Raw genomic sequence first — 26239 nt, 5'->3', positions numbered from 1 at the left:
GTGGTTCCCGCCGCTCAGGCCGCGGGAACCAGATAAGCCTGCATGCGTTCCCGCAGATCCGCAGGCAGCGGCATGGACTTCATCGTCCGCAAATCCACCGTCACGATGGTCAGCGTCGCCGACAGGCGCAGCTGGCCGTCCGGCCCTTCGAACTTCACCAGCACCTTGAACGAGGCGCCGCCGATGCGCTGCACTTCCAGCACCTGGCGCAGGCGTTCGTGCCAGCGGCTGGGCGCGGTGAAATCGCACTGCACCGACGCCGTCGGCGTGCCGATCCGCCTCTCTACGTGCAATGCATGGAACGGCAGCCCCATGCCCTTGTCGAACCACTCCTCGACGAAGTCGTTGATCATCTCGAAGTAGCGGGGATAGAAGACGATGCCCGCCGGATCGCAATGACGGAAGCGGACTTCGACCTGGCTGATGAAGGGAGCTGCCATGAGGATTCCTTGTTGCCTGTTCACGCCATCTTGCGCAGCGCGAAGCGCTGCAGCTTGCCGGTCTCCGTGCGCGGCAGCGCATCCACGAACTCGATGGCGCGGGGGTACTTGTAGGGCGCGATGCTGGCCTTGACGAACTGCTGCAGGGCAGCGGTCAGCTCGCTGCCGGCCTCGTAGCCCGGCTTGAGCACCACGAAAGCCTTCACGACCTGGCCGCGCTCGTCGTCGGGCGCGCCGACCACGCCGCACTCGGCCACGGCCTCATGGCGCAGCAGGGCGTCCTCGACTTCCGGGCCGGCGATGTTGTAGCCCGCGGAAACGATCATGTCGTCGTTGCGCGCCTGATAGAACAGATAGCCGTCATCGTCCTGCAGAAAGGTGTCGCCGGGCAGGTTCCAGCCGTCCTGCACGAAGCGGCGCTGGCGTTCGTCCGCCAGATAGCGGCAGCCCGTGGGGCCCTTGATGGCCAGGCGGCCCACCGTGCCGTTGGGCACCGGCTTCATTTCGTCGTCCACGATCTGCGCCACATACCCCGGCACGACGCGGCCGATCGCGCCGCGGCGCACGGACTCGGGCGGGCTGGACACGAACACGTGGATCATTTCCGTGCCGCCGATGCCGTCGATCATCTCGATGCCGGTGGCTTCCTTCCAGAGCTGGCGCGTGGCGTCGGGCAGGGCCTCGCCGGCGGAAACGCTCTTCTTCAGCGAAGCAATATCGAACTTGCCGACCAGCGCCGCCATCTGCCGGTAGAAGGTCGGCGCCGTGAAGACGATGGTGGCGCGGAATTCCTGGATCAGTTCCAGCAGGCTTTCCGGCGACAGCTTTTCCGCCAGCACCGTGCTGGCGCCCACTCGCAGCGGGAAGCACAGCAGGCCGCCCAGGCCGAAGGTGAAGGCCAGCGGCGGCGTGCCGCAGAAGATGTCGTCCGCGGTCGGCTTGATGACGTGCTTGGGAAACAGGTCGCACATCGCCAGCACGTCGCGGTGAAAGTGCATGCAGCCCTTGGGCGCGCCCGTGGTGCCGCTGGTGAAGGCGATCAGGCAGACATCGTCGGCGGACGTGTCGCAGGCGTCGAAGGCGTCCGGCTTGGCCGCGGTCAGCGCGTCCAGCGCGTCGGGCGCGGCGTCGTTGAAGTACATGACTTTCGACAGCGCGGGACAATGATGCTCGTGCCCGGCCTGCGCGCAGAAATCCGCCTCGTCCCTCAGGCGGACGTCGCACAGCACCGCCTGCACTTGCGCCTTCTCGATGATCTGCTTGAGCTCTTTGGCCCGCAGCAGCGGCATCGTGGGCACGGTGACCAGGCCCGCTTTGACCGCGGCCAGCCAGGACGCGGCCATCATGGGATTGTTCGGCCCGCGCAGCAGCAGGCGGTTGCCGGGCACGAGGCCCATGTCTTCGGTCAGCACGCGGGCGATGCGGTTGCTCAATGCGGCCAGCTCGCGATAGGTCATCACGGCCGGCTTGCCCTCCTGGCGCCAGCGCAGCGCAATGCGGTCGCCGTAGCCGCGCCCGACCATGGCGTCCACCAACTCGACGGCGCAATTGAAACGCTTGGGATAGGCCACGTCGGGACCATCGAGCAGGAACTCTGGCCATTGTTCGCCCGGGGGCAGATTGTCCCGGGCGAAAGTGTCGATGTGGGCGGATGCTTCCATGAAATTCCCCTTGGCTAATGCGGTGTTGTTGCTTGCCTGGACGCCGGAGCGCGGCGGCTCTCTTACGCCTTCAGCAGTTCACGGGCGATGATCAACTTCTGCACTTCGGTGGCACCTTCGTAGATACGCAGCGCTCTGATTTCCCTGTAAAGCTTCTCCACCGGCATCCCCGACACCACGCCCGCGCCGCCGAACATCTGCAGCGCGCGGTCGATCACGGCCTGTGCCGATTCCGTGGCCGTCATCTTGGCCATTGCCGCTTCACGCGTGGTGCGTTGCTTCTGCACGTCGCGCATCCACGCGGCGCGATACGTCAGCAGCGCCGAGGCATCGATGGCGGTCGCCATGTCGCCCAGCGCGGCTTGCGTCAGTTGCAGGTCGGCCAGGGTCTGGCCGAACATGCGGCGAGACTTGGCGCGCGCCAGGGCCTCGTCCAGCGCCCGGCGCGCAAAACCCAGCGCGGCAGCCGCCACGGAGGCGCGGAAGATGTCCAGCGTCATCATGGCCAGCTTGAAGCCCTGGCCCGCGTCGCCCAGCCGGTGCGATGCCGGGATGCGGCAGTCGTCGAACGTGATGGTGGCAAGCGGATGCGGGGCGATCAGGTCGATACGCTCGCTGATCTCGAATCCGGGCGTGCCGGCATCGACCACGAAGGCGCTGATGCCGCGCGCGCCGGGCGCTTCGCCGGTACGGGCGAAGACGCAATAGAAGTCCGCGATGCCGCCGTTGGAGATCCAGGTCTTGGCGCCGTTCAGCACATAGTGGTCGCCATCGAGCCTGGCCTCGCACACCAGCGCGGCGACGTCCGACCCCGCGTCGGGCTCGGACAGCGCGAAGGCGGCGATGGCCTCGCCCCGCGCCACGCGCGGCAGGTAGCGCTGGCGGACCTCGTCCGATCCCATGAGCGAGATCGCGCCGCTGCCCAGCCCCTGCATGGCGAACGCGAAGTCCGCCAGCCCTTCATGGCGGGCGAAGGTTTCGCGCAGGATGCAGACAGCGCGCGAATCCACCTCGGGCAGCGCGCCGCCCCAGGCTCCGCCTGGCCCGCCGGCCACCGCGTAGCGCAGCCAGCCGGCCTGGCCCATGGCCTTCACCAGTTTCTTGCACGCCGCGTCGGCGTCATGGTGGTCGACGTCGCCCAGCGATTGCTCGCACCAAGCGTTGACCTCGCGCGCAAGCTTGCGGTGCGCGTCGTCGAAAAAGGGCCAATCCAGCCAGCTCATGTCACTCATCTAGATTCCTCATCGCATCCAACCATTTCGATCCCGGGTTCCTGCACCCTATCGGGGCCGCGCGGATCCGGCTCCGCCGGTCCGCCGCCGGCACCCCCTTGAAGGGGAAGCGCCGCAGGCGCTTCGGGAGTGGGCCATCAGTCCCCCTGGAACACCGGCTTTTGCTTTGCCACGAAGGCCTCGTAGGCGCGATGGAAATCCCGCGTCTGCATGCAGATCGCCTGGGCTTCGGCTTCGGCCTCGATAGCTTCGTCCACGCCCATGTTCCATTCCTGGTGCAGCAGCTTCTTGGTAACGCCATGGGCGAACGTCGGGCCCGCGGCCAGTTGCGCGGCCAGCGTCTGCGCGGCATCGGCCAGCGCGCCGGACTCGTGCAAGGCATTGAAGAAGCCCCAGCTGGCGCCCTCTTCCGCCGTCATGGCGCGGCCCGTGTACAGCAGCTCGGACGCGCGGCCCTGGCCGATCATGCGCGGCAGCAGCGTGCAGGCGCCCATGTCGGCGCCGGCCAGGCCTACCCGCGTGAACAGGAAGGCCGTGCGCGCCGCGGGCGTGCCCAGGCGCATGTCGGACGCCAGCGCGACCATCGCACCCGCGCCAGCGCAAACGCCGTCGACCGCCGCCACAATGGGCTGCGGGCAGGCGCGCATGGCCTTGACCAGGTCGCCCGTCATGCGCGTGAAGTCCAGCAGTTCGGGCATGGACATCTTGGTCAGGGGGCCGATGATTTCGTGGACGTCGCCGCCCGAGCAGAAGTTGCCGCCCGCGCCCGTCACCACGACGACCTTGATGTCGGTGGCGTACACCAGCGACCGGAACAGGTCCCGCAGCTCGGCATAGGAGTCGAACGTCAGCGGGTTCTTGCGCTCGGGACGGTTCAGGGTGACCGTGCCGACCTTGCCGTCGGCCGACACCTGCCACAGGAACGTCTTCGCCTGGTAAGCGGCGAACGGGCGCTTGTGGTGCTTCATGGTGTGTTCTTCGGGCTGGGTGCTCATGGTGTCTCCATTCGTGGATCTTCGGGATGGGTGGGGCGCCGGCCTCAGCCGGTCATCACTTCGCCGCCGTCGACGGCAATGGCCTGGCCGTTGACGGAGGCCGAGGCCGGCAGGGCCAGCCAGGCAACCGTTTCAGCCACTTCCTCGGGCTGCACCAGGCGGCCCTGCGGGTTGCGTTCGGCCAGCTTGGCGCGGGCGGCTTCCGGGGTCATGCCGGTCTTGTCGACGATGTTCGAGACCGCCCCGCGCACGATGTCGGTTTCGGTGTAACCGGGGCAGACGGCATTGACCGTGACGCCCTTCTGTGCGGTTTCCAGCGCCAGCGAGCGGGTCAGTCCCACCACGCCGTGCTTAGCCGCGCAATAAGCGCTGACGTAGCCATAGCCGATCAGGCCGGCGGTGCTGGCTACGTTGATAACCCGCCCCCATTTTTCTTTCAGCATGCCCGGCAAGGCGGCCTGGATGCAGTGGAACGTGCCGGTCAGGTTGACGGCGATCATGGACTGCCACAAGGCGAAATCCGTGCGGTCGAAGCGTTCGCTGACCGCCTGGCCGGCGTTGTTCACGAGCACCAGCACCGGCCCGAATTCCGCTTCGGCCTGGGCGAAGGCCGTCCGCACCGACGCCTCGTCCGCGATGTCGGCGCTGACGGCCTGCACCTGCCCGAGGCTGGCCAGGCTGTCAGCCGCCGCGTCCAGCGCCGCGCCGTCGCGGCCCAGGAGCGTGACGCGGGCGCCGCGCTGCAGCAGCGCCCGGGCGCAGGCCAGCCCGATGCCGCGGGCGCCGCCCGTCACCAGGGCATGGCGCCCGGCCAAGGGGTGCAGAGTTGCATTCATTTGATGTCCAGTTGCGCCATGGCGGCGGCGCGTTCGAAATTGGTTTCCAGCTGGCGCTTGCCGGCGAAGTACTGATTCGGCCACGTTACGTCACGGTAGCCCACCCGCGCCGCTTCGCGTAGCGTCCAGGAGGCGTCGGCCAAATGGGGACGCGCCAGGGCGCAGAGATCCGCGCGGCCCGAGGCGATGATGCCGTTGGCGTGGTCGGCCTCGAAAATAGCGCCCACCGCAATCGTGGGAATGCCGGCCTCGTTGCGCACGCGGTCCGCGAAGGGGGTCTGGAACATGCGGCCGTAGACGGGCTTTTCTTCCTTGCTGACCTGGCCGGACGAGCAGTCGATCATGTCGGCGCCGGCAGCCTTGAAGTGGCGCGCGATTTCCACCGCGTCGTCGGCCGTGATCCCGCCTTCCACCCAGTCGCTGGCGGAGATCCGCACCGACATGGGTTTGTTTTCGGGCCAGACGGCACGCACGGCGTGGAACACTTCCAGCGGGAAGCGCAGGCGGTTTTCCAGGCTGCCGCCGTATTCGTCCTCGCGGCGGTTGGTCAGCGGCGAGATGAAGCTGGACAGCAGGTAGCCGTGGGCGCAGTGCAGCTCCAGCCAGTCGAAGCCGGCCTGCTCGGCGCGGCGCGCGGCGGCGACGAAGTTGTCGCGCACGTCGTCCATGTCGGCGCGCGTCATGGCGCGCGGCGTCTGCGACACCCCTCCGATGTACGGCAGCGCGGACGCGGACATCAGCGGCCAGTTGCCCTCGGCCAGCGGATGGTCGATCTTCTGCCAGCCCAGCTGCGTGGAGCCCTTGCGGCCGGCGTGGCCCAGCTGCATGCCGATGCGGGCGTCGCTGTTGCCATGCACGAAATCGACGATGCGGGTGAAGGCCTTGCGCTGCTCGTCGTTCCAGAGGCCGGGGCAGCCCGGGGTGATGCGGCCGTCCGGCGACACGCAGGTCATTTCCACCATGACCAGGCCGGCGCCGCCCATGGCGCGGGCGCCCAGGTGGACGAGGTGGAAGTCGCCCGGGACGCCGTCGGTGCAGGAGTACATGGCCATCGGCGAAACCAGGATGCGGTTCTTGAGCCGCACGCCGCGCACCGTGAAGGGCGTCAGCATGGGCAGGGCCGGACGCTCGCCCGGCGCCGTGGCGGCGCCCGCGTGTTCCGCGATCCAGCGCTCGAAGCCTTCCAGCCAGGCCGGGTCGCGCAGGCGCAGGTTCTCGTGCGAGATGCGCTGCGAGCGGGTCAGCAGCGAATAGGCGAACTGCTCGGGCTCCAGATCGGCGTAGCGCGCGACGTTTTCGAACCATTCGGTGGAGTTGCGGGCGGCGTTCTGGATCTTCAGCACTTCCACGCTGCGCACTTCCTCGTAGTGCTTCAGGCCGGCTTCGACGCTGCCTTCGGCGCCGCTCAGGCAGCGCGCCAGCTCGATCGCATCCTCCAGCGCCAGCTTGGTGCCGGAGCCGATCGAGAAGTGGGCGGTGTGGGCGGCGTCGCCCATCAGCACGACGGGCACGCGGCGCTGGCCACGGGCGGTTTCCAGCGAGTTCCAGTGCACCCAGGTGTTGCAGATGACGCGCGGAAAACGGATCCAGATGGCCGAGCCGCGCAGGTGCGACGCGTTGCTGACCAGCGGATTGCCGTCCAGCCACGGCGCGAACAGCTTTTCGCAATAGGCGATGCCCTCTTCCTGGCTCATCTGCTCGATGCCGGCGGCCTGCCAGGTTTCCTCGGGCGTTTCCACGATGAACGTGGACATGCCGTTTTCATAGCGGTAGGCGTGGGCCTGAAACCAGCCGTGCTCGGTCTGCACGAAGGCGAACGTGAAGGCGTCGAACACCTTCTTGGTGCCCAACCAGACGAAGCGGCAGCGGCGCTGGTCGATATCGGGGTGGAACGTATCCGCGTAGCGGGTGCGGATCTGGCTGTTGATGCCGTCCGAGGCAATGACCAGGTCGGCGTCGTAGTCGCGGGCGATGGCCTGGTCGTCCTGCACGAAGTTCTCGAACACCAGCTTGACGCCCACGTCCTCGCAGCGCGCCTGCAGGATGTTCAGCAGCTTCTTGCGGCCGATGCCGATGAAGCCGTGGCCGCTGCTGCGCATGCTGCGGCCCTTGAAGTGGATGTCGATGTCGTCCCAGTGGTTGAAGGCGTCGCCAATGGTCTGGGCGGAGACGGGGTCGGCTTCGCGCAGGTTCTGCATGGTGGCGTCGGAGAACACCACGCCCCAGCCGAAGGTGTCGTACGGGCGGTTGCGCTCGATCACGGTGACTTCGTTCTCGGGGTTCTGCAGCTTCATGAGCAGACCGAAATACAGACCGGCGGGACCGCCGCCAATGCAGGCTATTTTCATTGCCGTATACGCTCCGTGGTACGCGACAACCGCTCTGTATTCCTGGAGCTGGGGCCGCAGAGATTTAAACCTTGATAGTTTAGGCTTGAAATATATACCTGACCGGGGTGGGTTGCAAATGGGGAAAGTATCTAGATCGGTGGGGGTTTAAATGGGGACGAGCTTTGTTGGGCGGAGGTCATTGTTGAGTTCTTGTGCCGCCCGCCGTTTTCGGCCGCCCGGGCGGCCGAAAACGGCATACGCGGTGGTGGGCGTCGGGACGGTGCGCGCTTTCGCGCATGCGGAGGATGGTGTGCTGAAGGCCGCCCAGAGTTTGGGGGATGAGCGGTGATGGGTGGCGCGCGCAGGGCAGCCGCTTGCGTAGGCAGACCCGTACGCGCGCCACCCATCCGGCGGCGGGGTTCAAGTGACGAGACGGACCGTCATCTCACACAGGTATCAGACACCAGCATCCCGCCACAATCGCGCGCAGCGCTCCCATCACGACGCAAGACGCCGCGTAAGCCTCGGGCCAGCCGCCCGCGCGGCCGGCCCGAGGCGGGCCCCGCAAGATCCTCCATCACCCCACCACCCGGGGCGAGAACCCTAAGCACCTGATCCTCCCCAGCGACCGCCAGGTTTCAACCACCAGAGCCCGTCGCGTTGGGGGCCTGGGGTGCGCGGGGCGTCGATAAGCCCAAGGGAATCCGTAGGGAAGGCCGAAGGCCTGGACGAGGATGACGCAGGGGAAGTCCGGAGCGAAGGCTCCGGACCGCAATCGTGGCCCCGCGCACCCCAGGCCCCCAACGCGGCGGGCGTCTCAAGAACTCAAACAACAGCCCCCAAGCACAAGCCCCTAAGGCCTCCCCCGCATCCACGCTTCCAGGTCATCCGCCGGCAACGGCGGAGAAAACAAAAACCCCTGCCCCGCCGCGCAACCCTGTTCGATCAGGAACCGCCGCTGCTCTTCGTTTTCCACGCCCTCGGCCACCACCGGCAAGCTCAGGCTTTCGCCGATGCGAATGACGGCGCTGGTCAGCGCGCGGGCGGCATCGTCGCTTTCCAGGCCCTGGACGAAGCTGCGGTCCAGCTTCAATTCATCCACGATCAGGCGCCGCAAGTGCCCAAGGCTGGAATACCCTGTGCCGAAATCGTCCATCGACAGGCGCACGCCCAACCGGTGCAGCTCGGCGATCGTCCGCAGCGTGCCGGCGGTGGCGTCGAGCACCACGCCTTCGGTGATCTCCAGCATCAGGTCCGCCGGCGCCAGGCCGAACTCGGCCAGGATCGCCTCTATCATCCGCGGCAGGTTCAGATTGTGGAAATTCGTCGCCGACAGGTTGACGGATACCGACGGCACCCGCAGCCCCTTGCCGCGCCAGATCGCCAATTGCGAACACGCTTCGCGCAGGGCCCAGTCGCCCAGGCCGCCGATCAGCCCGCATTCCTCGGCCAGGGGCACGAAGCGCGCGGGGGAAATATCGCCCAGGGTCGGATGGCGCCAGCGCGCCAGCGCCTCCACCCCGTACAGGGTGCCGTTCTTCAGGCCGACCTGCGGCTGGTAATGCAGACGCAGCGCCTTTGCCTCCAGCGCGTCGCGCAGCGCGGCCTCCAGGGCCAGTCTTTCCTGCGCCTGCCGGTTCATCTCGGCGCTGAAGAAGGAAATGCGGTTGCGCCCCGCCGTCTTGGCCTGGTACATCGCCATGTCGGCGTGGCGCAACAGCGTGTCCATGTCGCGCCCGTTCTCGGGGAACACACTGATGCCGATGCTGACGGACGGATTCAGCGTGATGCCGCCCACCGAGAACGGCTGGGCCAGCGCCACCAGAACGTGCTCGGCCGCCGCGGTCAGGCGGCCATGCTCGAAGTCCGGCATCAGCATCACGAATTCGTCGCCCGACAGCCGGCCCACGATGTCGGCGGCCCGCGCCAGCCGGCGCAGGCGCTGTGCCACGTCGCGCAACAAGGCGTCGCCGATGGGATGGCCGAGCGTGTCGTTGACCTGCTTGAAGCGGTCCAGGTCCAGGAACAGCACCGCCACGCGCTTGCGTTCCGGTTCGGCGCGCGCGATGGCCTGTTCGGCCTGCGCCAGCAGCAGGTTGCGGTTGGGCAGGCCCGTCAGCTCGTCATAGAACGCAAGCTGGCGGATGCGGGCGCGGGCCTCTTCGCGTTCCAGCGCCAGGGCGCACAGGTAGACGCAGACGTCCACCAGCCGGTGGTGGAAATCGTCGGGCAGGCGGCGCTCGCGGAAATAGAACGCGAAAGTCCCGATCACGCGGCCGTCGCTCGACTTGATGGGCGAGGACCAACAAGCCTTGATGTCCTCCGGCAGCGGCATGTCGCGGTAGCCGTCCCACAGCGGGTCGGTGGCGATGTCCGGCACGATCACGGGGCGGCCGAGGAAGGCGGAGGTGCCGCAGGCGCCCGCTTGCGGGCCGATGGGTGCGCCGTCCAGCGCCTCGGCGTAGGCGGCGGGCAGGCTCGGCGCAGCCAGCGGCCGCAGCAGCCCCGCGTCGTCCACGCGCAGCACGCTGGCCGTCACTTCGGGCGCCAGGCGCTCCACCTCGCGGCACACCATGTTCATGACCTCGACCACCGAGGCCTCGTTGACCATGGCCTGCAGCACGCGGCGCTGCAGCACCTCGTGCACCTTGGTGGGGGTGATGTCGGTCAGCACGTCCACGATGTTGACCAGCGTGCCGCGGTCGTCGAATACGGAGTTCGCCATCACGGACACCCATAGCGGCCGCCCCGCCCGGTCGTAGACCAGCACGTCCTTGTGATACCCCTCGCGGCAGGCGATGCGGCGGTCCAGTTCCTCCCGGGTGCCGCCATCCGGCCTGCCGCCGGACAGCAACTCGCCCAGTTCCTGGTCCACCGCGTCACTGCGGGAGAATCCCAGCATGCGCTTGAAACCGTCGTTCACGTAGACGATGCGGCCGTCGCGGCCCGACACGGCCACGGCGTTGCCGGTCTCGTTGATGCCCAACAGCAGGAGACGGATCTCTTCCTGGCGTTCGGCGTCCGCGATCGAGCGCCGGGAAATGACAGAAATGCGCGCGACCTCGCCCGCCTCGTCGCGTATCGGCAGGTAAGTCGCTTCAATCCACAGGAAACCGCCGCCCGTTCTGCGGTAGCGGCAGGTGCCCGAGAAGTGCCGGCCGCCCAGCAGCCGGGCCCAGATCTGCTCACCGCCGACGATGCCCTTGCCCTCGTCCAGGCTGTCGCACAGCATGTCGTGGCGCAGGGCCGGCGCCTCGTCGCGGGAATACCCCACCGCGTCCAGGAAATTGTCATTGGCGCGCACCAGGGCGCCAGCGACGTCGAAGTCGAACAGGAGCAGCGCCCGATCCATCGACGTCAGGTAATTGCCCGCGCTCCAAGCGGCGCCTTGCGGCCCCGCGGCGAAAGCGCCTGGATAAGAATCAAGCATATGGGGCTCCATGCCGGATAACAGCTGATCCGGTTTCATTCAACGCTTGGGAAAACCCAGGGCGACACGGTCACGGCCGTCTTGCTTGGCGAGATACAGCGCCTGGTCCGCGCGGCTGAGCGTTTCCGAAAAAGTCTCTCCCAATTGGTGATACGCCATGCCGATGCTGATCGTCATTCTCAACACGCCCTCGCCCGCGGCGACCGTCAGCGCGCGCACGGCGCCGACCAGACGGTCCATGACGCGCTGAGCCGCCTCTGACTGCGTGCTGGGCAGCAGCACCAGGAATTCCTCGCCGCCCCAGCGGCCGCACAGGTCGTACTCGCGCAGATTCTTGCCCAGCACGCCGGCCAGCTCGACCAGCGCGCGGTCGCCTGTTTCGTGGCCGTAGCGGTCGTTGACCGACTTGAAGTGGTCCACGTCCAGCATGGCCACGACGAAGCTCTCGCCGCCCCGGGACGCGCGCTGGACCTCCTGCTTGATCATTTCCATCAGCGCGCGCCGATTCAGCAGCCCGGTCAGCGGATCGCGGTTGGAGGTTTCCAGCAGCGCGACGTTCAGATCGCGCATCATGCTCTGATAATGGTCCGAGATCCGCGCAATGCGGGTCAGCCGGCGCAACTGCCGGTCGAACCGGTCGCACAGTCCCAGCTCGCGCTCGTGCGCCATGGTCTGGTAGGCGTCCGACAGCTGGGTCACGCGTTCGATCCGCGCCATCTGCTCCGCGGTGTGCCGCCACAGCGCTTCCAGCGCCTCGCGCAGCGGATGGCCTTCATAGGCCGGGTCCGCCAGCAGCGCGGCGATGCGTTTGTCCAGCTGGGCGGCGTCCAGTTTCATTGGCGGCCGACGACCGAAAAGGGAAAGGTGCAGTCTTCCTTGAATTCCTCGGCCAGCTCTCCCACCCGCTCATTGCGCATGTCGTAGTACCAGGTCACGCTGACCTCGCGGCCCTTGCCGTGCGCCGCCTCCAGCACATCGAAAATATCCATGACGGACTTGATGCTGCTGGTGTTCAGGTAGAGAAGTTCCAGCTCCAGCTTCAGCGGGGCCGCGCTGCCCAGCAGATAGGCTTCGACCCACTCGATGACCGGGCCGAACAGTTCGAAGGAATTCTCGGGATAGGAGTCTCCGCGCATCGCCAGCACGCCGGCGGCAGCATCGGCGTCGATGGCGGGCGTGGACTGGGTCCCGGGAATATTCAGGTCTTTCATCAATTGCTCCGAAAATATTGCTTGGGTGCGCATGCCTTCAAATCACGACGCTCAGGCTGAAGAACGCCTGCCCCGCGCCCGCGGCGGGGGTCAGGCTGGCATCCAGCGGAGCGCCGGCGCGGCGCGCGATGTCGATCAGCCCCAGGCCCGCGCCCGAGGCAACGCCCTGGGTGCGCGGCTTGTGCAGCTGCTGCTTGTATTCGGCCTTCAGGGAGGGCTTGTCCAGCGCCGCCAGTTCCTGGATGCGCGCAACCAGGAGCTGGCCGTCTTCGGCCTTGACCAGGTTGCCCGCGGACACCACGTAGCGGCTATCGTCGCGGCGGCCGATCACCACGGTGGCCGATGCGTCCACGTCGCCGTTCAGCGCCGCGTACTGGCGGATGTTCTGGATCATCTCGATGTAGACCGAGAACACATCCATGGCTTCCGCCGGCCGCGCATGTTCGGCATTCAGGTAGTTCTTGAGCGCATTGCCGATTTCCTCGATCAGGCTGCGGGAAATGGGGCCGTTGAAACACAGCAAGGTGCGGTTCTGGTTGAATCGTTCACCCAATGCGTAGAGATCGGAGGCATTCATGGAGGTTACGCCCTGATAACGTTTATTCGAAACGAAATGACAGCAAGGTGATGTCGTCACGCTGTGGCCGTCCGCCCTGGTACTCCGCCAGGGCCTGGGTAAAGGCGGCCGCCTGCTCGGTTAACGGCTGGCGCGCATGCCTCTTGAGCATTCCGGCGAAACGCGTGTTGCCGAAACCGAAGCCATGCTCGCCGCCTGCCTGGTCCAGGAACCCGTCCGTGGCCAGGTAATAAGTCCAGCCGGGTTCCAGATCCAACGCGATGTTCTCGTATGTTTCTGTGCGCTTGTCGCCCAGCGCCCGCCTGCCGCCGGGCACCTCGCGCAGGACGTCGCCGTTGCTTGCGTACAGGCTGATCTTGGCGCCCGCGTACAGCAGCCGGCCGGCTTGGCGGTCAATATATACCAGGCCCGCATCCGTGTTGGTAGCAAGCGCCCGCGGCAATTGCGCGTCCGCAAGCATGGCCCGGATCGCGCTGTCGGTGCGGCCCAGGATGGCGGCCGGATCGGCCGGCCCGACCTCGGTGATCGCCAGGTCGATGGCGGCGCGGGCCAGCATGGTCATCAGGGCCCCCGGCACGCCGTGGCCGGCGCAGTCCATGATGCCCAGCAGGCAGTTGGCGCCGTCGGAGCGGAACACGTAGAAATCGCCGCCCACCACATCGCGCGGCTTCCACAGCACGAAATGATGCGCTCCCAGCGACTGGGTCAGCTGGCGGTCCGGCAGGATGGCGCGCTGGATCAGGCTGGCGTAGTCGATGGAATCGTCGATCTTCTTGTGGGCGGCGGCCATGGCGCGGTTGGCGTCCTCGAGCTCGGACGTGCGCTCGCGCACCTTGGTTTCCAATTCAGCCGTATGCTGGCGCACCTTGTCGGCCATGACCCCGAAGGCGCGGCTGAGATCGCCGATCTCGTCCTGGCCGCCCGGCGGCAAGCGCACGTCGTAGCTGCCGTCGGCGATCGCCCGCGCCGACTGCTGCAGGCGGCGCAAGGGACGCAGCATCAGCCGTTCGATGGCGTAGCCGAAGCACAGGATCATCGCCGCGAACAGCACCACCAGGCCGATCGCCGCCGGCCAGAGCCAATCCGTGTCCAGCACGCGCGCGGCGCCCAGGTCCACCACGGTCAGCACGTGCCAGTGCAGTTCGGGCATGTAGGCCACGGACACCAATTGGCGGATGCCGTCCATCGTCACCCAGGCGGACTGCACCGACTGCGGGTCGGCCTGGGCCGCCTTCATGGCGGCGGCCAGCCCGTCCCGGCCCTGCCCGCCGTCCAGCAGGTTGAACACCATGCCGCGGCCATCGCCCGCGCCGCCCGCGCCCGAGTTGTAGGCGATGAGCGAGGCGTCCATGTGCGCCTGGATGGCACCTTCGGTGTCGACGATGATGGGCGTGACGCCCGGCTGACCGCTGTTGACGAAGTCGTGCAGGAAGCCGCCCACGTCCAGCGCCGAGCCGGTCAGGCCCAGGACCCGGTCGCCGTCGCGCACCTGGACGTTGATCCAGACCTTCGTGGTCTTCAGCTTCAGGTCCGGATTGACGTTGATGTTGTACTTGGCGGGAGACTTCAGCGTCAGGTAGAACCAGCCGTCGTCGGCGGCCGTCCTGCTGAGCGTGTAGCGCGGCGTCTCGGACAGGGGCTGGTCATCGTTGAAGTAGTAATTGCCCGACGCGGCGCTAGCGATGAAGTAGGCCTGGCCCAGCAGATCCCGGCGGTAGCCGTCGGCTTCGCGGAAGAACAGCTCGCGCGCGGCGGGATCGCTTTCGTGGCGCAGCCAGCGGCGCGTCACCTCGCTGTCGGCCAGCCGCAGGGACAGGGCCAGTTCGCGCGATACCGGCGCCAGGATGCGCTGACGGTTCAATTGCGTGAAATTGTCGGCAAATGCCCGCCCGAAGTGCTCCCGGACGCCGTCCAGCACCTGCCATCCGATCAAGGCCGCGGGCGCCAGGGCGACCAAGCATGCCAACAACAGCGCCATCAACGATTTTCTGCGCAAACCCCATTTCGCCATGCGAAGTCTTCCTGACAACTTGAATAAGACGCAACATGCGTAAAACGGGGACACGCACGCGGACCGCGGCCGTGGAACCGGCCCCTCGCCGCGCTGTCGCCCCGCCTCTCCGGCCATGAGCCTGCTGCGGGCGTACCCACGCGGCACGTCCGGCGCACAAGTGTAGATAACAGTGGATCCAATTGAAACAGGCGAAAACGAGTGTAAGCACTCGATCCGCCATAAGTTTCACCGTTGCAATGTAAATGCCGGTTTATTGCGATTTATATCAACACGACTGGCGCGCGCCGGGCCGGATTGCGGCTTTCCCGCTACACGCCCAGGTAACGCTCCCAGAGGCCGCGATCGGCGTCCAGGGCTTGGGAATCGCCCGTCCACACCACCTTGCCGCGTTCCAGGATCACGTGGCGGTCGGCCAGGCTCAACAGCCGCTCGACATATTTGTCGATGACCAGGATGGTCTGCCCCGCCTGGCGCAGCCGCGCCAGGCAGTTCCAGATTTCCTCGCGGATCTTGGGCGCCAGGCCTTCGGTGGCCTCGTCCAGGATCAGGAGCCGCGGATTGGTGACCAGGGCTCGGCCGATGGCAAGCATCTGCTGCTCGCCGCCCGAGAGCTGGTTGCCCATGTTGCGCGCGCGCTCGTGCAGGCGGGGGAAGAGTTCGAATACCCGTTCCGGCGTCCAGGGCTCGCCGATGTCCGGGTTGCGCGCCGCCACGAAGGCCGTCAGGTGCTCGCGCACCGTCAGGTTGGGGAAGCACTGCCGCCCCTCCGGCACGATAGCCATGCCGACCCGCGCGATGCGGTCCGGGCTCCAGCCGCTGATGTCCTGCCCCGCGAAATGGATCTTGCCGCCGCGCAGGGGCAGCTGGCCGAACAGGGTGCGCAGGAGCGTGGTCTTGCCCATGCCGTTGCGGCCGAGAAGGGTCACGACCTGGCCCGCGCCGATCTCCAGGTCCACGCCGAACAGCACCTGGCTGGCGCCGTAGCCGCTCTTGGCCGATTCGATGGTCAGCATCACGCGGTCTCCTCGTCGCCCAGGTAGGCTTGGCGCACCTCGGGGTTGGCGCGGATCTCGTCCGGCGTGCCCGTCGCGATGACGCGGCCATACACCAGCACCGACAAGCGGTCGGCCAGGCGGAACACCGCCTGCATATCGTGTTCCACCAGCAGCATGGCGGCGCGTCCCCGCATGGATTCGATCAGTTCGGTCAGGCGGACGGTTTCGTCCGGCCCCATGCCCGCCATAGGTTCGTCCAGCAGCAGCACCCTGGGCCGCGCAGCCAGCGCGAGCGCGAATTCCACTTTGCGCTGTTCGCCGTGCGGCAGCGTGCCGGCCGGCCGTTCCAGCAGGCTGGCGTCGATAGCGCATTCCCGCGCCAGCTCGCGCGCCTGCTCGTACAGCGCGGACTCCGCCGCGCGCGGCTTCCAGAAACGGAAACTGCTGCCCGCGTGCGCCTGCACCGCAAGCACCAGGTTGTCCAGCACATTGGACTGCTTGAAGATATTGGTGATCTGGTAGGACCGCGACAAGCCGGCGGACACGCGCTGGTGCGCGGTCATGCCCGTCACGTCGCGGCCGCCCACGGTCAGCGTGCCCGAATCCGACGACAGTGTGCCGGACAGCAGATGGATCAGCGTGGACTTGCCCGCCCCGTTGGGGCCGATCAGGGCATGGATCTCGCCCGGGTCCAGCGACAGCGACACATTGTCGGTGGCGACCAGCGCGCCGAAACGGCGCACCAGCCCCGAAGCCTGCAGGGCCGGGGTTACGGAAGCGTTCATGATCCCACCTTGCCGGATTGCGGCGCGGCGCGGCCGCAGAATATCGGGCCGAACAGCCCGACCAGGCCGCGCGGCGCGCCGAACACCACGCACAGCAGCAGTACGCCCAGGGGCAGGTGCCAGTACTCGGTCCACAGGCGCAGCACTTCCTCCAGCGTCAGCATCACGACGGCGCCCGCCACTCCGCCATAGCGCAGGCCGATGCCGCCCACCAGCACCATGATCAGCAGGTTGGCCGACTGGGTCCAGTGCATCAGGCTGGGCGAGATGAAGAGGTTGTGGTTGGCCAGCAGCGCGCCGGCCAGCCCGGCCACGGCGCCGCTCAGCGTGAAGGCCGTGAGCTTGATGCGGTAGACCGGATAGCCCATGGACTCCATGCGCGACTCGTTCTCGCGGATGCCCTGCAGGGCCGTGCCGAAGCGCGAGGCCACCACGCGCCCGAACACCCACATGATCAGCGCGAACAGGGCCAGTACCAGGTAATAAAAGCTCGTGTCATGGGCCAGGTCGATGCCGGGCAGGCTGGAGTAGCCCGGCAGGTTCAGCCCGTCTTCCCCGCCGTACTGGCGCAGCGAAATGAAGATGTAGAACAGCATCTGCGCGAACGCCAGCGTGATCATGATGAAGTACACGCCGCGGGTGCGCAACGAGATCGCCCCGGTAATACACGCCAGCACCGCGGCCAGCAGCATGGCGGCCGGCCAGACGATCAGCGCCGAGGTGACGCCCGACATGGCCAGGATGCCCACGGCGTAGGCGCCCGCGCCGAAGAACGCCGCGTGCCCCAGCGCCACCATGCCGCCGTAGCCCAGGATCAGGTTCAGGCTAGTCGCGGCCAGCGCGTAGATCAGCACGCGCCGCACGAAGGAAATATAGAAGTCCAGGCCCAGGGCGGGCGCCACCAGGGGGAACACTGCCAGCGCGGCCAGCAGGGCCACGGTCCAGATTGCGGATCTCATGGTCAGGACCTGTCGACACTGGCGTTGCGGATGCTTGCCGTGGTTGCGCCACGGCTGCGCTTCGCGCCTTGATAGGCGCTCGTTTGGGTACTCATGCGTGGCTCCTTTTAGTGTCCACAGGCCCTAGCCCCGCGCCGGAAAGAGGCCGGACGGCCGGAACACCAGCACCGCCGCCATCAACACATAAATGGCAATGGCGGCCAGCGTCGGTCCGACGCTGGAGGCCACGGCCGGCGAAAAGACCTGGCGCAGCAGCATCGGCAGGAAGGCCCGCCCCGCCGTGTCCACCATGCCCACCAGCAGCGCGCCGACGAAGGCGCCGCGGATCGAACCGATGCCGCCGATGACGATGCACACCAGCACCAGGATCAGGATTTCCTCGCCCATGCCCACCTGCACCGAAGTCAGCGGGCCCAGCAGGGCGCCGGCCGCCGCGGCCAGCATGGCGCCCAGTGCGAACACGCCCAGGAACAGCATCGGCACGCGTACGCCCATCAGGGTGGCCATCTGGCGGTTGGAGGCGCCGGCCCGCACCAGGACGCCCGCGCGGGTGCGGGTCACGAACCAGTACAGCCCCGCCGCCGCGGCCACGCCGAACACGATGATCATGAGGCGGTAGGCGGGATAGAGCAGGTCGGGCAACAGGCGCACCGGCCCGGACAGGGCGGCCGGCATATTCAGCATGACCGGGGCCGGACCCCAGATCATCTTGACCAGGTCGTTGGCGATGAGAATGACAGCGTAGGTGCCCAGCACCTGGGCCAGGTGGTCGCGCAGCGCCAGGCGGCGGATCAGCACGAGTTCCAGGATCACGCCGACCAGCCCGGTGGCGACGGCCGCCACCAGGACGGCGGCGGTGAAAGAACCCGTGCGCTGCATGGTTTCGGCGGCCACATAGGCGCCGGCCATGTAAAGCGAGCCGTGAGCCAGATTCATGATGTCCATGATGCCGAACACCAGGGTCAGCCCGGCCGCGATCAGAAACAACATTAACCCAAACTGCAGACCGTTCAGCAATTGCTCGACGATCAGCGTAAACGTCATGAAGACTTCTCCCTGCCGCGAATTGCCGATGGCCTAGTTCACGGCCTAATCATTAAAGCCATCTGATTGCGCATCGCGTCCGGGCACCAGGCACGGCGCATGCAGCGGTGTCACCCGATCCGGATGCCGCGGATCCGGCTCCGCCGGTCCGCAGGCATGCCCCCTTGAGGGGGAAGCGCGCAGCGCTTCGGGGGTGGGCTTCCCCCTACAACTTGCAGTCGCCGACGTAGACGTCCTGGTACTTGTCGAACACCTTGCCCACCAATTTGTTGGTGACGCGGCCGCTGCCGTCCTTTTCGACGACGCGCAGGTAGTAGGCCTGGATCGGATAGTGGTTCTTGCCGTAGGTGAAGCTGCCGCGCACCGAGGGGTAGTCGGCCTTTTCCAGCGCCTTGATGACGGCGGCGCGGTCCGATGCCTTGCCGCCGGCCTGCTTGACGGCGGCGTCCATGGCCATGATCACGTCATAGGACTGGGCGGCGTAGACCGAGGGATAGCGGCCGTTGTATTCCTTGCGGAAAGCCTCGACGAAGGCCTTGTTCTGCGGCACGTCCAGGTCATGCGCCCACTGCGCCGTGTTGTACATGCCCAGCATCGGGTCGCCCACGGCCTGGATCACGTCCTCGTCGGCCGAGAAGCCCGGGCCGATCAGCTTGACGCTCTGCGACAAGCCGGTGGACACGAACTGCTTGACGAAGTTGATGCCCATGCCGCCCGGCAGGAAGATGTAGACGGCATCGGGCTTGGCCGCGCGGATCTGCGCCAGTTCGGCGGCGTAGTCGATCTGGCCGAGCTTGGTGTAGACCTCGTCGCCCGGGGGGATCTTGTAGCCGCGCTTGAAGCCGGCCAGCGCGTCCTTGCCCGCCGGGTAGTCGGGGGCCATGATGAACATCTTCTTGAAGCCGCGGTCCGCCGCGACCTTGCCGGCCGCTTCATGGAAGGCGTCGTTCTGGTAGGACGTGCCGAACCAGTAGGCGTTGCACTGCGCGCCGGCGAACTGGCTGGGGCCGGGGTTGTTCGACAGGTAGGGGACCTTGGCGGCGAACAGCGCGGGGCCGACGGCCAGCGCCACGTTCGAGCCGATCGGGCCGGTGAAGAAATCGATCTTGTCGCGCTGGATGTAGCGCGTAACGAGCTGGCGGGCCTGGTCGGGGTTGCCGCCCATGTCGGTCTGCACGAATTCGGCGGGCTGCCCGCCCAGCTTGCTGCCCAGTTGTTTGATGGCCAGGTTGAAGCCATCGCGGGCTTCGGCGCCCAGCGCCGCGAAGGGGCCGGAAATGTCGTTGGCGATGCCGACCTTGATGGTATCGGCGCTGGCCAATGCCGGAACCAGGGCGGCGGCGGCCAGAAGGGAAGTGATCAAACGCATGGTGGTGTGCTCCGTGCGCGAGCCGCGCAGAGGGTGTTCTTCTTGAAGGTGCGATTCGAAGGACTTCTTGTGCCCGGCCTGCCGGCGCGTCGCGCCGCCGTCCTGAGCCACCCCGATCCCCGTTGTGCAGCATAGGGAAAGCTGGCGTGGTTCATAGTTTAGGTTTAAAGTATCCCCCAAAACAAGTCTAGGGTTTTTACCAACGGGTTTCCCAATAGCGACCGCCATGGCCACCCTTTACCGCAATTATGACCGCGCCGGACTGGACGTCCAGTACAACGCTCGCGCGACAGTACCCGACATCCAGCCGATACTCAAGAAGTACGCCGACGGCAGCGCCGAGGCGCGGCGCACGCTGGACTGCGCGCTGGACGTGCCCTTCGGCGATCACGCCGACGAAGTGCTGGATATCTTCCCGGCCGCCGGCGGCGCGCGCAACGCGCCGGTGTTCGTGTTCATCCACGGCGGCTACTGGCGCCTGCTGTCCAAGAATGACTCCAGCTGCATGGCGCCCGCCTTCACGCAGGCCGGCGCGATGGTCGTGGCGGTGAACTACTCCCTCGCTCCCGCCGTCACGCTGGACCGCATCGTGGACCAGACCCGGCGCGCCCTGGCCTGGATCCACCACCATATCGCCGAGTACGGCGGCGATCCGGCGCGCATCCATGTCTGCGGCAGCTCCGCCGGCGGACACCTGGTCGGCGCACTGCTTGCCAGCGGCTGGCATGCCGGCTACGAAGTTCCACCCGACGTGATCCGCGGCGCGGCCCCGCTGTCGGGCCTGTTCGACCTGCGCCCGCTGGTGCACACCCACGTGAACGAGTGGATGCGCATGAGCGAGGCCGACGCCATCCGCAACAGCCCCGCCCTGCAGTTGCCGCAAGCGGGCTGCCCGCTGGTGGTCAGTTACGGCGAAACCGAAACCGCCGAGTTCAAGCGCCAGAGCGACGACTACCTCGCCGCCTGGCTCGAACGCGGCTTTGCCGGGCACTACGTGCCGATGCCCGGCACGAATCATTACGACATTGTGTTAAGCCTCAACGATCCCGACAGCCCGCTGACCCGCGCCATCTTCGAGCAGATGGGTCTGGCGCCCGCCCCTCATTCCCGGTAACCCGCCATGATCAACGCCCCCGACCTGGAATCCCGTGCCGCGCCGGACGACCACCACGCGCTGCGCCTGTGGTTGCGCATGCTGACTTGCGCCAATCTCGTCGAAAGCGAGATCCGCAGCCGCCTGCGCAACGAATTCGATACCACGCTGCCCCGCTTCGACCTGATGGCGCAATTGCAGCGCGCGCCCAAGGGCATGAAGATGGGCGAGCTGTCGCGCCACATGATGGTCACGAACGGCAACATCACAGGCATCACGGACCAGCTCGAAAAGGAAGGACTGGTCGTGCGCACCAAGGTCGAATCCGACCGCCGCAGTTCGCTCATCAAGCTCACGCCGCTGGGCAGGAAGAGCTTCGCCCGCATGGCGCGCGCCCACGAAACCTGGGTCAAGTCCATGTTCGGCGACCTGCCCGAAGCCACCCGCAATGCGCTCTTCCAGGCCCTGGGCGAACTCAAGCTGCAGGTCGTGGCCACCCGGGCGTCGGCCAAGGCCTAGGACCTGCAGGCGCCAGGACGCCGGCGGCGCTGAAAACGCCCGGCGGTTTGGCGCATAATTGCCGCCATGATTCCGGTTTCCTTACCTGGCGGTAATTTCTACGTGCTGATGGCGGCTTCGCTGGCCTGCCTCTCTACGCTGCTGACCTGGCTTGCCGTCCTGGCCACCAGCCGCAGCGCCCGGCACTGGCTGGGCGACCATCGCCGCATCGGCACCACCCTGATGGCGTTCCTCGCCATCGTCGGGGCCATTTTCCCGTACCAGCAGTTCAGCCAATGGTTCTCGGCCCAGCGCGACGCGCAGGCCGATGCCGAACGCAAGGCCGTCCTGACCCAGCCCACGCTGCTGGCCGGCGTGGAGATGCCCGCCGGCACTGAACTCCGCCTGGCCGCGCCGGACGACCTGGGTTCGTTCGACCGCGCCGTCTTCCCCGAGACGCATCCGGCCCCCATCCAGGGCATTACGGCATCGCGCCTGTTCCGCTACCCCGGCAACGGCAAGCAGGCCGAAACCCTGTCGGTAGAGATCGAGCGCGACCAGGCGCTGGATGGCTGGCTGTGCGCGCATGGCCACCGGATCGAATTCGTGATGCGTGACGGCCACCCCCGCTTCGCCAGCTGCCACCTGGCCATCGGCAACACCCTGGACCAGCAACCCGTGCCCGCGGGCGCCTGGCTGAAGGTCATCGCCGGTGCCGCCGCGCCGGGCGCGGCCGGGGAAGCGCCGCGCTGGTTGTTGCGCACCGAAGGCAGCGACGCCCTGGACGTGGCCCGCCTGCCGCTGCTGAAAGTGGACATGCAGCTGGACGGCCAGCGCCGCATGCTGGCCTTTGAGGGCCTGCTGGCGCGCGAAACGGTCCTGGGCGACATGACCTATCCCCCCGGCACCCGGGTGCTGGCCGCCAATCCCGCCCTGCCGGGCGCCCAGGCGGGCGACCTGCTGTTCTCCCCGTCTCGTGGCCGTTCGGCGCGCCGCGCCGGCGGCGACGACGTGCCCGCCGGAAAATCGGTGCTGCAAGCCCCCGACGGCACCGTGCGCAGTGTGCTCGGCAACCGCGAGGCCGGCGTGCTGGACGTGGCGGCCATGCGGATCGGGCCGTGAACGCCCCGTGACGTCCCCTGCCCCGAACCGGTGGGATAATACGAAGCTTTCCCCCGCGCGCCGCCTCGCCTGGCGGCGATTCCGTCCTGCTCATTCATGAGACGAAGTCATGGCCGTTAACCTGCAGATCCCCTCCGAGTCCGAAATTTTCCCTGTTGCCGGCGTTGAAATCGGCGTCGCCGAGGCCGGCATCCGCAAAGCGAACCGACGCGACCTGACGGTGTTCCGCCTGGCCGAAGGTACCAGCGTCGCCGGCGTGTTCACGCGCAACCGCTTCTGCGCCGCCCCCGTGCAGGTCTGCCAGGCCCACCTGGCCGCCGGCGGCCCGATCAGCGCGCTGGTCATCAACACGGGCAACGCCAACGCCGGCACCGGCGAGGAAGGCCTGAAGAAGGCGCAGGACACCTGTGCCGCGCTGGGCCAGCTGCTGGGCGTGCCCGCGGCCCAGATTCTGCCGTTCTCCACTGGCGTCATCCTGGAGCCGCTGCCCCTGGACCGCCTGGTCGCCGGCCTGCCGCGCGCCATCGCCGACCTCGCCGCCGACCGCTGGTCCAGCGCCGCCCACGGCATCATGACCACCGACACGCTGCCGAAGATCTCCTCGGCCCAGGTGCAGATCGACGGCAAGACCGTTACCTTCACCGGCATCAGCAAAGGCGCGGGCATGATCCGCCCCAACATGGCCACCATGCTGAGCTTCCTGGCCACCGACGCCGGCATCGCCCAGCCCCTGCTCGCCAAGCTGGCCGTCGAGATCGCCGACGCCTCGTTCAACCGCATCACCGTGGACGGCGATACCTCCACCAATGACTCCTTCATCATCGCCGCCACCGGCAAATCCGGCGTCAATGTCAATAGCGAGTCCGACGCCGCCTACGCCGCGATCCGCGAGGCCCTGACGGCCGCCGCGCTGGAGCTGGCGACCAAGATCGTGCGCGACGCCGAAGGCGCGACCAAGTTCATGACGATCCGCGTCGAAGAGGCCGGCAACACCGAGGAAGCCCTCAAGGTGGCGTACGCCGTGGCGCACTCGCCGCTGGTCAAGACCGCGTTCTTCGCGTCGGACCCCAACCTGGGCCGCATCCTGGCCGCGGTGGGCTACGCCGGCATCGACGACCTGGACGTGTCCAACATCCGCCTGTGGCTCGATGACGTGCTGGTAGCCAAGGACGGCGGCCGCAACCCCGCCTACCAGGAAGCCGACGGCCAGCGCGTGATGAAGCAGGCCGAAATCCTGGTGCGTATCGCGCTGGGCCGCGGCCAGGTGAGCGACACGGTCTACACCTGCGACTTCTCCCACGAATACGTGTCGATCAACGCCGACTACCGTTCCTGACCCGCCCCCCAAACTCTGGACTTGAGACGTGACCGCAACCGAGTTCTCCACCCTCATCCAGCGCGCCGAGCGCGTGCTGGCTCAGCTGGAAGCCTGGCTTCCTCCCGCTCCGCCCGAGATCGACTGGAGCGCCCACGCCTTCCGCTGGCGCAAGCGCGGCTCGCGCGGCTGGTTGGATGCCGTGCGCCACGTGGCGCGCATCGACCTGGAAGACCTTCAGCACATCGAGCGCCAGAAGGCCATCATCGACCGCAACACGCAGCAGTTCATCGACAAGAAGCCCGCCAATAACGTGCTCATGACCGGCGCCCGCGGCACCGGCAAGAGCTCGCTGGTCAAGGCCATGCTTGCGGCCTACGGCGACCGGGGCCTGCGCCTGATCGAAGTGGACAAGTCCGACCTGGGCGATCTGGCCGATATCGTCGAGCTGGTGGCCTCGCGGCCCGAACGCTTCATCGTGTTCTGCGACGACCTGTCCTTCGAGGAAGGCGAAGCCGGCTACAAGGCGCTGAAGTCCGTGCTGGACGGCTCGGTGTCCGCCTCGGGCGACAACGTGCTGATCTACGCCACGTCCAACCGGCGCCACCTGATGCCGGAATACATGAGCGAGAACCTGGCGGCCAAGCACCAGCCCGACGGCGAGATCCACCCCGGCGAGACAGTCGAGGAAAAAATTTCGCTGTCCGAGCGCTTCGGCCTGTGGCTGTCGTTCTACCCTTTCAAACAGGACGACTACCTGGACATCGTCTATCACTGGCTGCGCGAGCTGGGCTGCCCGGAAGCGCAGATCGAGCCCTCGCGCACCGAGGCCCTGCAGTGGACGATCGAGCGCGGCTCGCGCTCGGGCCGCGTGGCCTACCAATTCGCGCGCGACTGGGCGGCCCGGCATGTCTGAAAAGATCGTCGACGTCGCGGCCGGCCTGATCCTGCGCCCGGACGGCATGCTGCTGCTGGGCCAGCGCCCGGAAGGCAAACCCTGGGCGGGCTGGTGGGAACTGCCGGGCGGCAAGCTCGAACCCGGCGAAACCGTGCTGGAAGCGCTGGCGCGCGAACTGCAGGAAGAAATCGGCATCCGCGTCACGCAGTCCCGCCCCTGGGTCACCTACGTGCACGCTTACCCCCACACCACGGTGCGCCTGGCGTTCTGCCACGTCACCGGTTGGGAAGGCGAGCCGCGCGGCCTGGAAAACCAGCGCCTGGAATGGGTATCGCCCGCCAACGCGGCATCGGTAGGCGACCTGCTGCCCGCCACGCTGCCTCCGCTGCGCTGGCTGCAGCTGCCCACCGCCTACGGCATCAGCGGCATCGGCTCGCGCGCCGGCGTGCCGGCCTTCCTGGCCCGGCTGGACGCGGCGCTGGCGCGCGGCCTGAAGCTGGTGCAGCTGCGCGAACCGCAATGGCCGGACGGCGTGGGCGCCAGCTCTTTGCATGAGGTGCTGCACAGCGTGCTCAAGCGCTGCCGCGCCGCCGGCGCCCGCGTTCTGATCAACAGCGCCCACCCCGCGGCATGGTGGAAAGAAGCCGACGGCGTGCATCTGCGCAGCGCCGACGCGGCCCGCCTGACCGCCCGCCCGGCCCTGCCGGCTGGCGCGCTCGTGGGCGTATCGGCCCACGACAACGCAGAAGTCGTGCATGCGCGGGAACTCGGCGCGGACTTCGCCGTGCTGGGCCCGGTTCTGGAAACGGAATCGCACCCGGGCGCCCCGACGCTGGGCTGGGAAGGCTTCGTCGCCGGCAATCGCGATGCGGGCATTCCGGTGTACGCGTTGGGGGGACAATCAAGCAGCACGCTGTCCACCGCCCTGCGGCATGGCGCGCATGGCATCGCGGGGATACGCGGACTGCTCTGAAGGCAGCCGCAGATTCAGGCACGGCAACCTCTGCTGTGTCAGACACGGCAATCTTCGCAGTGTCTGACACCCGACGGCAAGGCGTTTCAGGCTTGAAGCCATGCGCCATGGGTGTCTGACACCCTTCGTGGCGGCAATGTCTTTCCTCGTGGGTGTCAGACACCCGGAAGCACCGCTTCAAGCCGAGCCGTCATCTCGTACGGGTGTCAGACACTGTGACCTCCGCAGTGTCTGACACCGTGACCGCCGCGGCAGGCGGGACGACACCGCCACGACCGCAACTCAGTCGATCCTGTAATCCATCCAGGAAGCCACCATCTCCCGCAACCCGCCGCCGTCCTCGAAGGACTCTCGGCCGCCCTCGGCCTTGTTGCGCCCCAGCTCTAGGATATACATATAGTCCGACACCTCTGCGCAGCGGCGCACGTTCTGGTCCACCAGCACCACCGTCATCCCCTCGTC

Annotated in this window: 22 protein-coding genes and 1 pseudogene; 6 read left to right on the top strand and 17 right to left on the bottom strand. The window is 67.3% G+C overall.

The window, feature by feature from the left end; genetic code table 11:
- Positions 1–14 precede the first annotated feature (14 nt).
- From AGI3411_RS22840 to AGI3411_RS22765, 16 genes are all read right to left on the bottom strand, one after another.
- A complete protein-coding gene (locus AGI3411_RS22840; protein WP_129529620.1) occupies positions 15–440 on the bottom strand; it encodes an acyl-CoA thioesterase in 426 nt (141 codons plus the stop codon).
- Between the two features lie 20 nt (positions 441–460).
- Entirely contained in the window at positions 461–2101 is a 1641-nt protein-coding gene (locus tag AGI3411_RS22835; protein ID WP_129529619.1) for an AMP-binding protein, read from the bottom strand.
- 62 nt (positions 2102–2163) lie between these two features.
- Positions 2164–3333: an acyl-CoA dehydrogenase family protein gene (locus tag AGI3411_RS22830; RefSeq protein ID WP_129529618.1), complete on the bottom strand. Its 1170-nt coding sequence runs from the start codon at positions 3331–3333 to the stop codon at positions 2164–2166.
- Between the two features lie 137 nt (positions 3334–3470).
- Positions 3471–4328, bottom strand: a complete 858-nt coding sequence (locus tag AGI3411_RS22825; RefSeq protein WP_129529617.1) for an enoyl-CoA hydratase family protein — start codon at positions 4326–4328, stop codon at positions 3471–3473.
- A 44-nt stretch (positions 4329–4372) separates the two neighbouring features.
- Positions 4373–5164 carry an SDR family NAD(P)-dependent oxidoreductase gene (locus AGI3411_RS22820; protein WP_129529616.1) on the bottom strand — a complete coding sequence of 264 codons (792 nt, stop codon included), beginning with the start codon at positions 5162–5164 and terminating at the stop codon, positions 4373–4375.
- Positions 5161–7512: a bifunctional salicylyl-CoA 5-hydroxylase/oxidoreductase gene (locus AGI3411_RS22815; RefSeq protein WP_129529615.1), complete on the bottom strand. Its 2352-nt coding sequence runs from the start codon at positions 7510–7512 to the stop codon at positions 5161–5163. The genes AGI3411_RS22820 and AGI3411_RS22815 overlap by 4 nt, the downstream gene beginning before the upstream one ends.
- Positions 7513–8347: 835 nt before the next feature.
- Positions 8348–10924 carry a sensor domain-containing protein gene (locus AGI3411_RS22810; RefSeq protein WP_244240433.1) on the bottom strand — a complete coding sequence of 859 codons (2577 nt, stop codon included), beginning with the start codon at positions 10922–10924 and terminating at the stop codon, positions 8348–8350.
- A 39-nt stretch (positions 10925–10963) separates the two neighbouring features.
- Entirely contained in the window at positions 10964–11761 is a 798-nt protein-coding gene (gene siaD, locus AGI3411_RS22805; protein ID WP_129529613.1) for a biofilm regulation diguanylate cyclase SiaD, read from the bottom strand.
- On the bottom strand, positions 11758–12135 hold the full coding sequence (siaC, locus tag AGI3411_RS22800) for a biofilm regulation phosphoprotein SiaC (RefSeq protein ID WP_129529612.1): 378 nt from the start codon (positions 12133–12135) through the stop codon (positions 11758–11760). The genes siaD and siaC overlap by 4 nt, the downstream gene beginning before the upstream one ends.
- 37 nt (positions 12136–12172) lie before the next feature.
- The gene (siaB, locus tag AGI3411_RS22795; protein WP_129529611.1) at positions 12173–12712 is read right to left on the bottom strand and encodes a biofilm regulation protein kinase SiaB; all 540 of its coding nucleotides are present in this window, start codon (positions 12710–12712) and stop codon (positions 12173–12175) included.
- Positions 12713–12734: 22 nt separating this feature from the next.
- Positions 12735–14723 carry a biofilm regulation protein phosphatase SiaA gene (gene siaA, locus AGI3411_RS22790; RefSeq protein ID WP_208748162.1) on the bottom strand — a complete coding sequence of 663 codons (1989 nt, stop codon included), beginning with the start codon at positions 14721–14723 and terminating at the stop codon, positions 12735–12737.
- Between the two features lie 311 nt (positions 14724–15034).
- Positions 15035–15739, bottom strand: coding sequence for an ABC transporter ATP-binding protein (locus tag AGI3411_RS22785; protein ID WP_129529609.1), 705 nt, complete (start codon positions 15737–15739; stop codon positions 15035–15037).
- Complete coding sequence (locus AGI3411_RS22780; RefSeq protein WP_129529608.1) at positions 15739–16506, bottom strand: ABC transporter ATP-binding protein; 768 nt, start codon at positions 16504–16506, stop codon at positions 15739–15741. Before AGI3411_RS22780 ends, AGI3411_RS22785 begins: the two co-directional genes overlap by 1 nt.
- Positions 16503–17465 carry a branched-chain amino acid ABC transporter permease gene (locus AGI3411_RS22775; protein ID WP_129529607.1) on the bottom strand — a complete coding sequence of 321 codons (963 nt, stop codon included), beginning with the start codon at positions 17463–17465 and terminating at the stop codon, positions 16503–16505. The genes AGI3411_RS22780 and AGI3411_RS22775 overlap by 4 nt, the downstream gene beginning before the upstream one ends.
- 123 nt (positions 17466–17588) lie before the next feature.
- A complete protein-coding gene (locus AGI3411_RS22770; protein ID WP_129529606.1) occupies positions 17589–18509 on the bottom strand; it encodes a branched-chain amino acid ABC transporter permease in 921 nt (306 codons plus the stop codon).
- A gap of 205 nt (positions 18510–18714) precedes the next feature.
- Positions 18715–19878 carry an ABC transporter substrate-binding protein gene (locus AGI3411_RS22765; RefSeq protein WP_129529605.1) on the bottom strand — a complete coding sequence of 388 codons (1164 nt, stop codon included), beginning with the start codon at positions 19876–19878 and terminating at the stop codon, positions 18715–18717.
- A gap of 226 nt (positions 19879–20104) precedes the next feature.
- Between AGI3411_RS22765 and AGI3411_RS22760 the strand changes: the two genes are divergently transcribed.
- The 6 genes from AGI3411_RS22760 to AGI3411_RS22735 all read left to right on the top strand — a co-directional run bounded on the left by AGI3411_RS22760 (position 20105) and on the right by AGI3411_RS22735 (position 25777).
- Positions 20105–20992: an alpha/beta hydrolase gene (locus AGI3411_RS22760; RefSeq protein ID WP_129529604.1), complete on the top strand. Its 888-nt coding sequence runs from the start codon at positions 20105–20107 to the stop codon at positions 20990–20992.
- A 6-nt stretch (positions 20993–20998) separates the two neighbouring features.
- Entirely contained in the window at positions 20999–21490 is a 492-nt protein-coding gene (locus AGI3411_RS22755) for a MarR family winged helix-turn-helix transcriptional regulator (protein WP_129529603.1), read from the top strand.
- Between the two features lie 66 nt (positions 21491–21556).
- Positions 21557–22591, top strand: a complete 1035-nt coding sequence (locus tag AGI3411_RS22750) for a hypothetical protein (RefSeq protein ID WP_129529602.1) — start codon at positions 21557–21559, stop codon at positions 22589–22591.
- 109 nt (positions 22592–22700) lie between these two features.
- Entirely contained in the window at positions 22701–23927 is a 1227-nt protein-coding gene (argJ, locus tag AGI3411_RS22745) for a bifunctional glutamate N-acetyltransferase/amino-acid acetyltransferase ArgJ (RefSeq protein ID WP_129529601.1), read from the top strand.
- A gap of 28 nt (positions 23928–23955) precedes the next feature.
- The gene (locus AGI3411_RS22740) at positions 23956–24822 is read left to right on the top strand and encodes an ATP-binding protein (protein ID WP_043544713.1); all 867 of its coding nucleotides are present in this window, start codon (positions 23956–23958) and stop codon (positions 24820–24822) included.
- Positions 24815–25777, top strand: a complete 963-nt coding sequence (locus AGI3411_RS22735; RefSeq protein ID WP_129529600.1) for a Nudix family hydrolase — start codon at positions 24815–24817, stop codon at positions 25775–25777. The genes AGI3411_RS22740 and AGI3411_RS22735 overlap by 8 nt, the downstream gene beginning before the upstream one ends.
- A gap of 282 nt (positions 25778–26059) precedes the next feature.
- Here AGI3411_RS22735 and AGI3411_RS22730 read toward each other — a convergent pair.
- A pseudogene (locus tag AGI3411_RS22730) lies at positions 26060–26239 on the bottom strand (ABC transporter ATP-binding protein); the annotation flags it as partial.

The organism is Achromobacter agilis, assembly GCF_900496965.1.
Lineage (GTDB): Bacteria > Pseudomonadota > Gammaproteobacteria > Burkholderiales > Burkholderiaceae_B > Achromobacter > Achromobacter agilis.
This window is presented reverse-complemented; position numbering and strand designations above follow the sequence as displayed.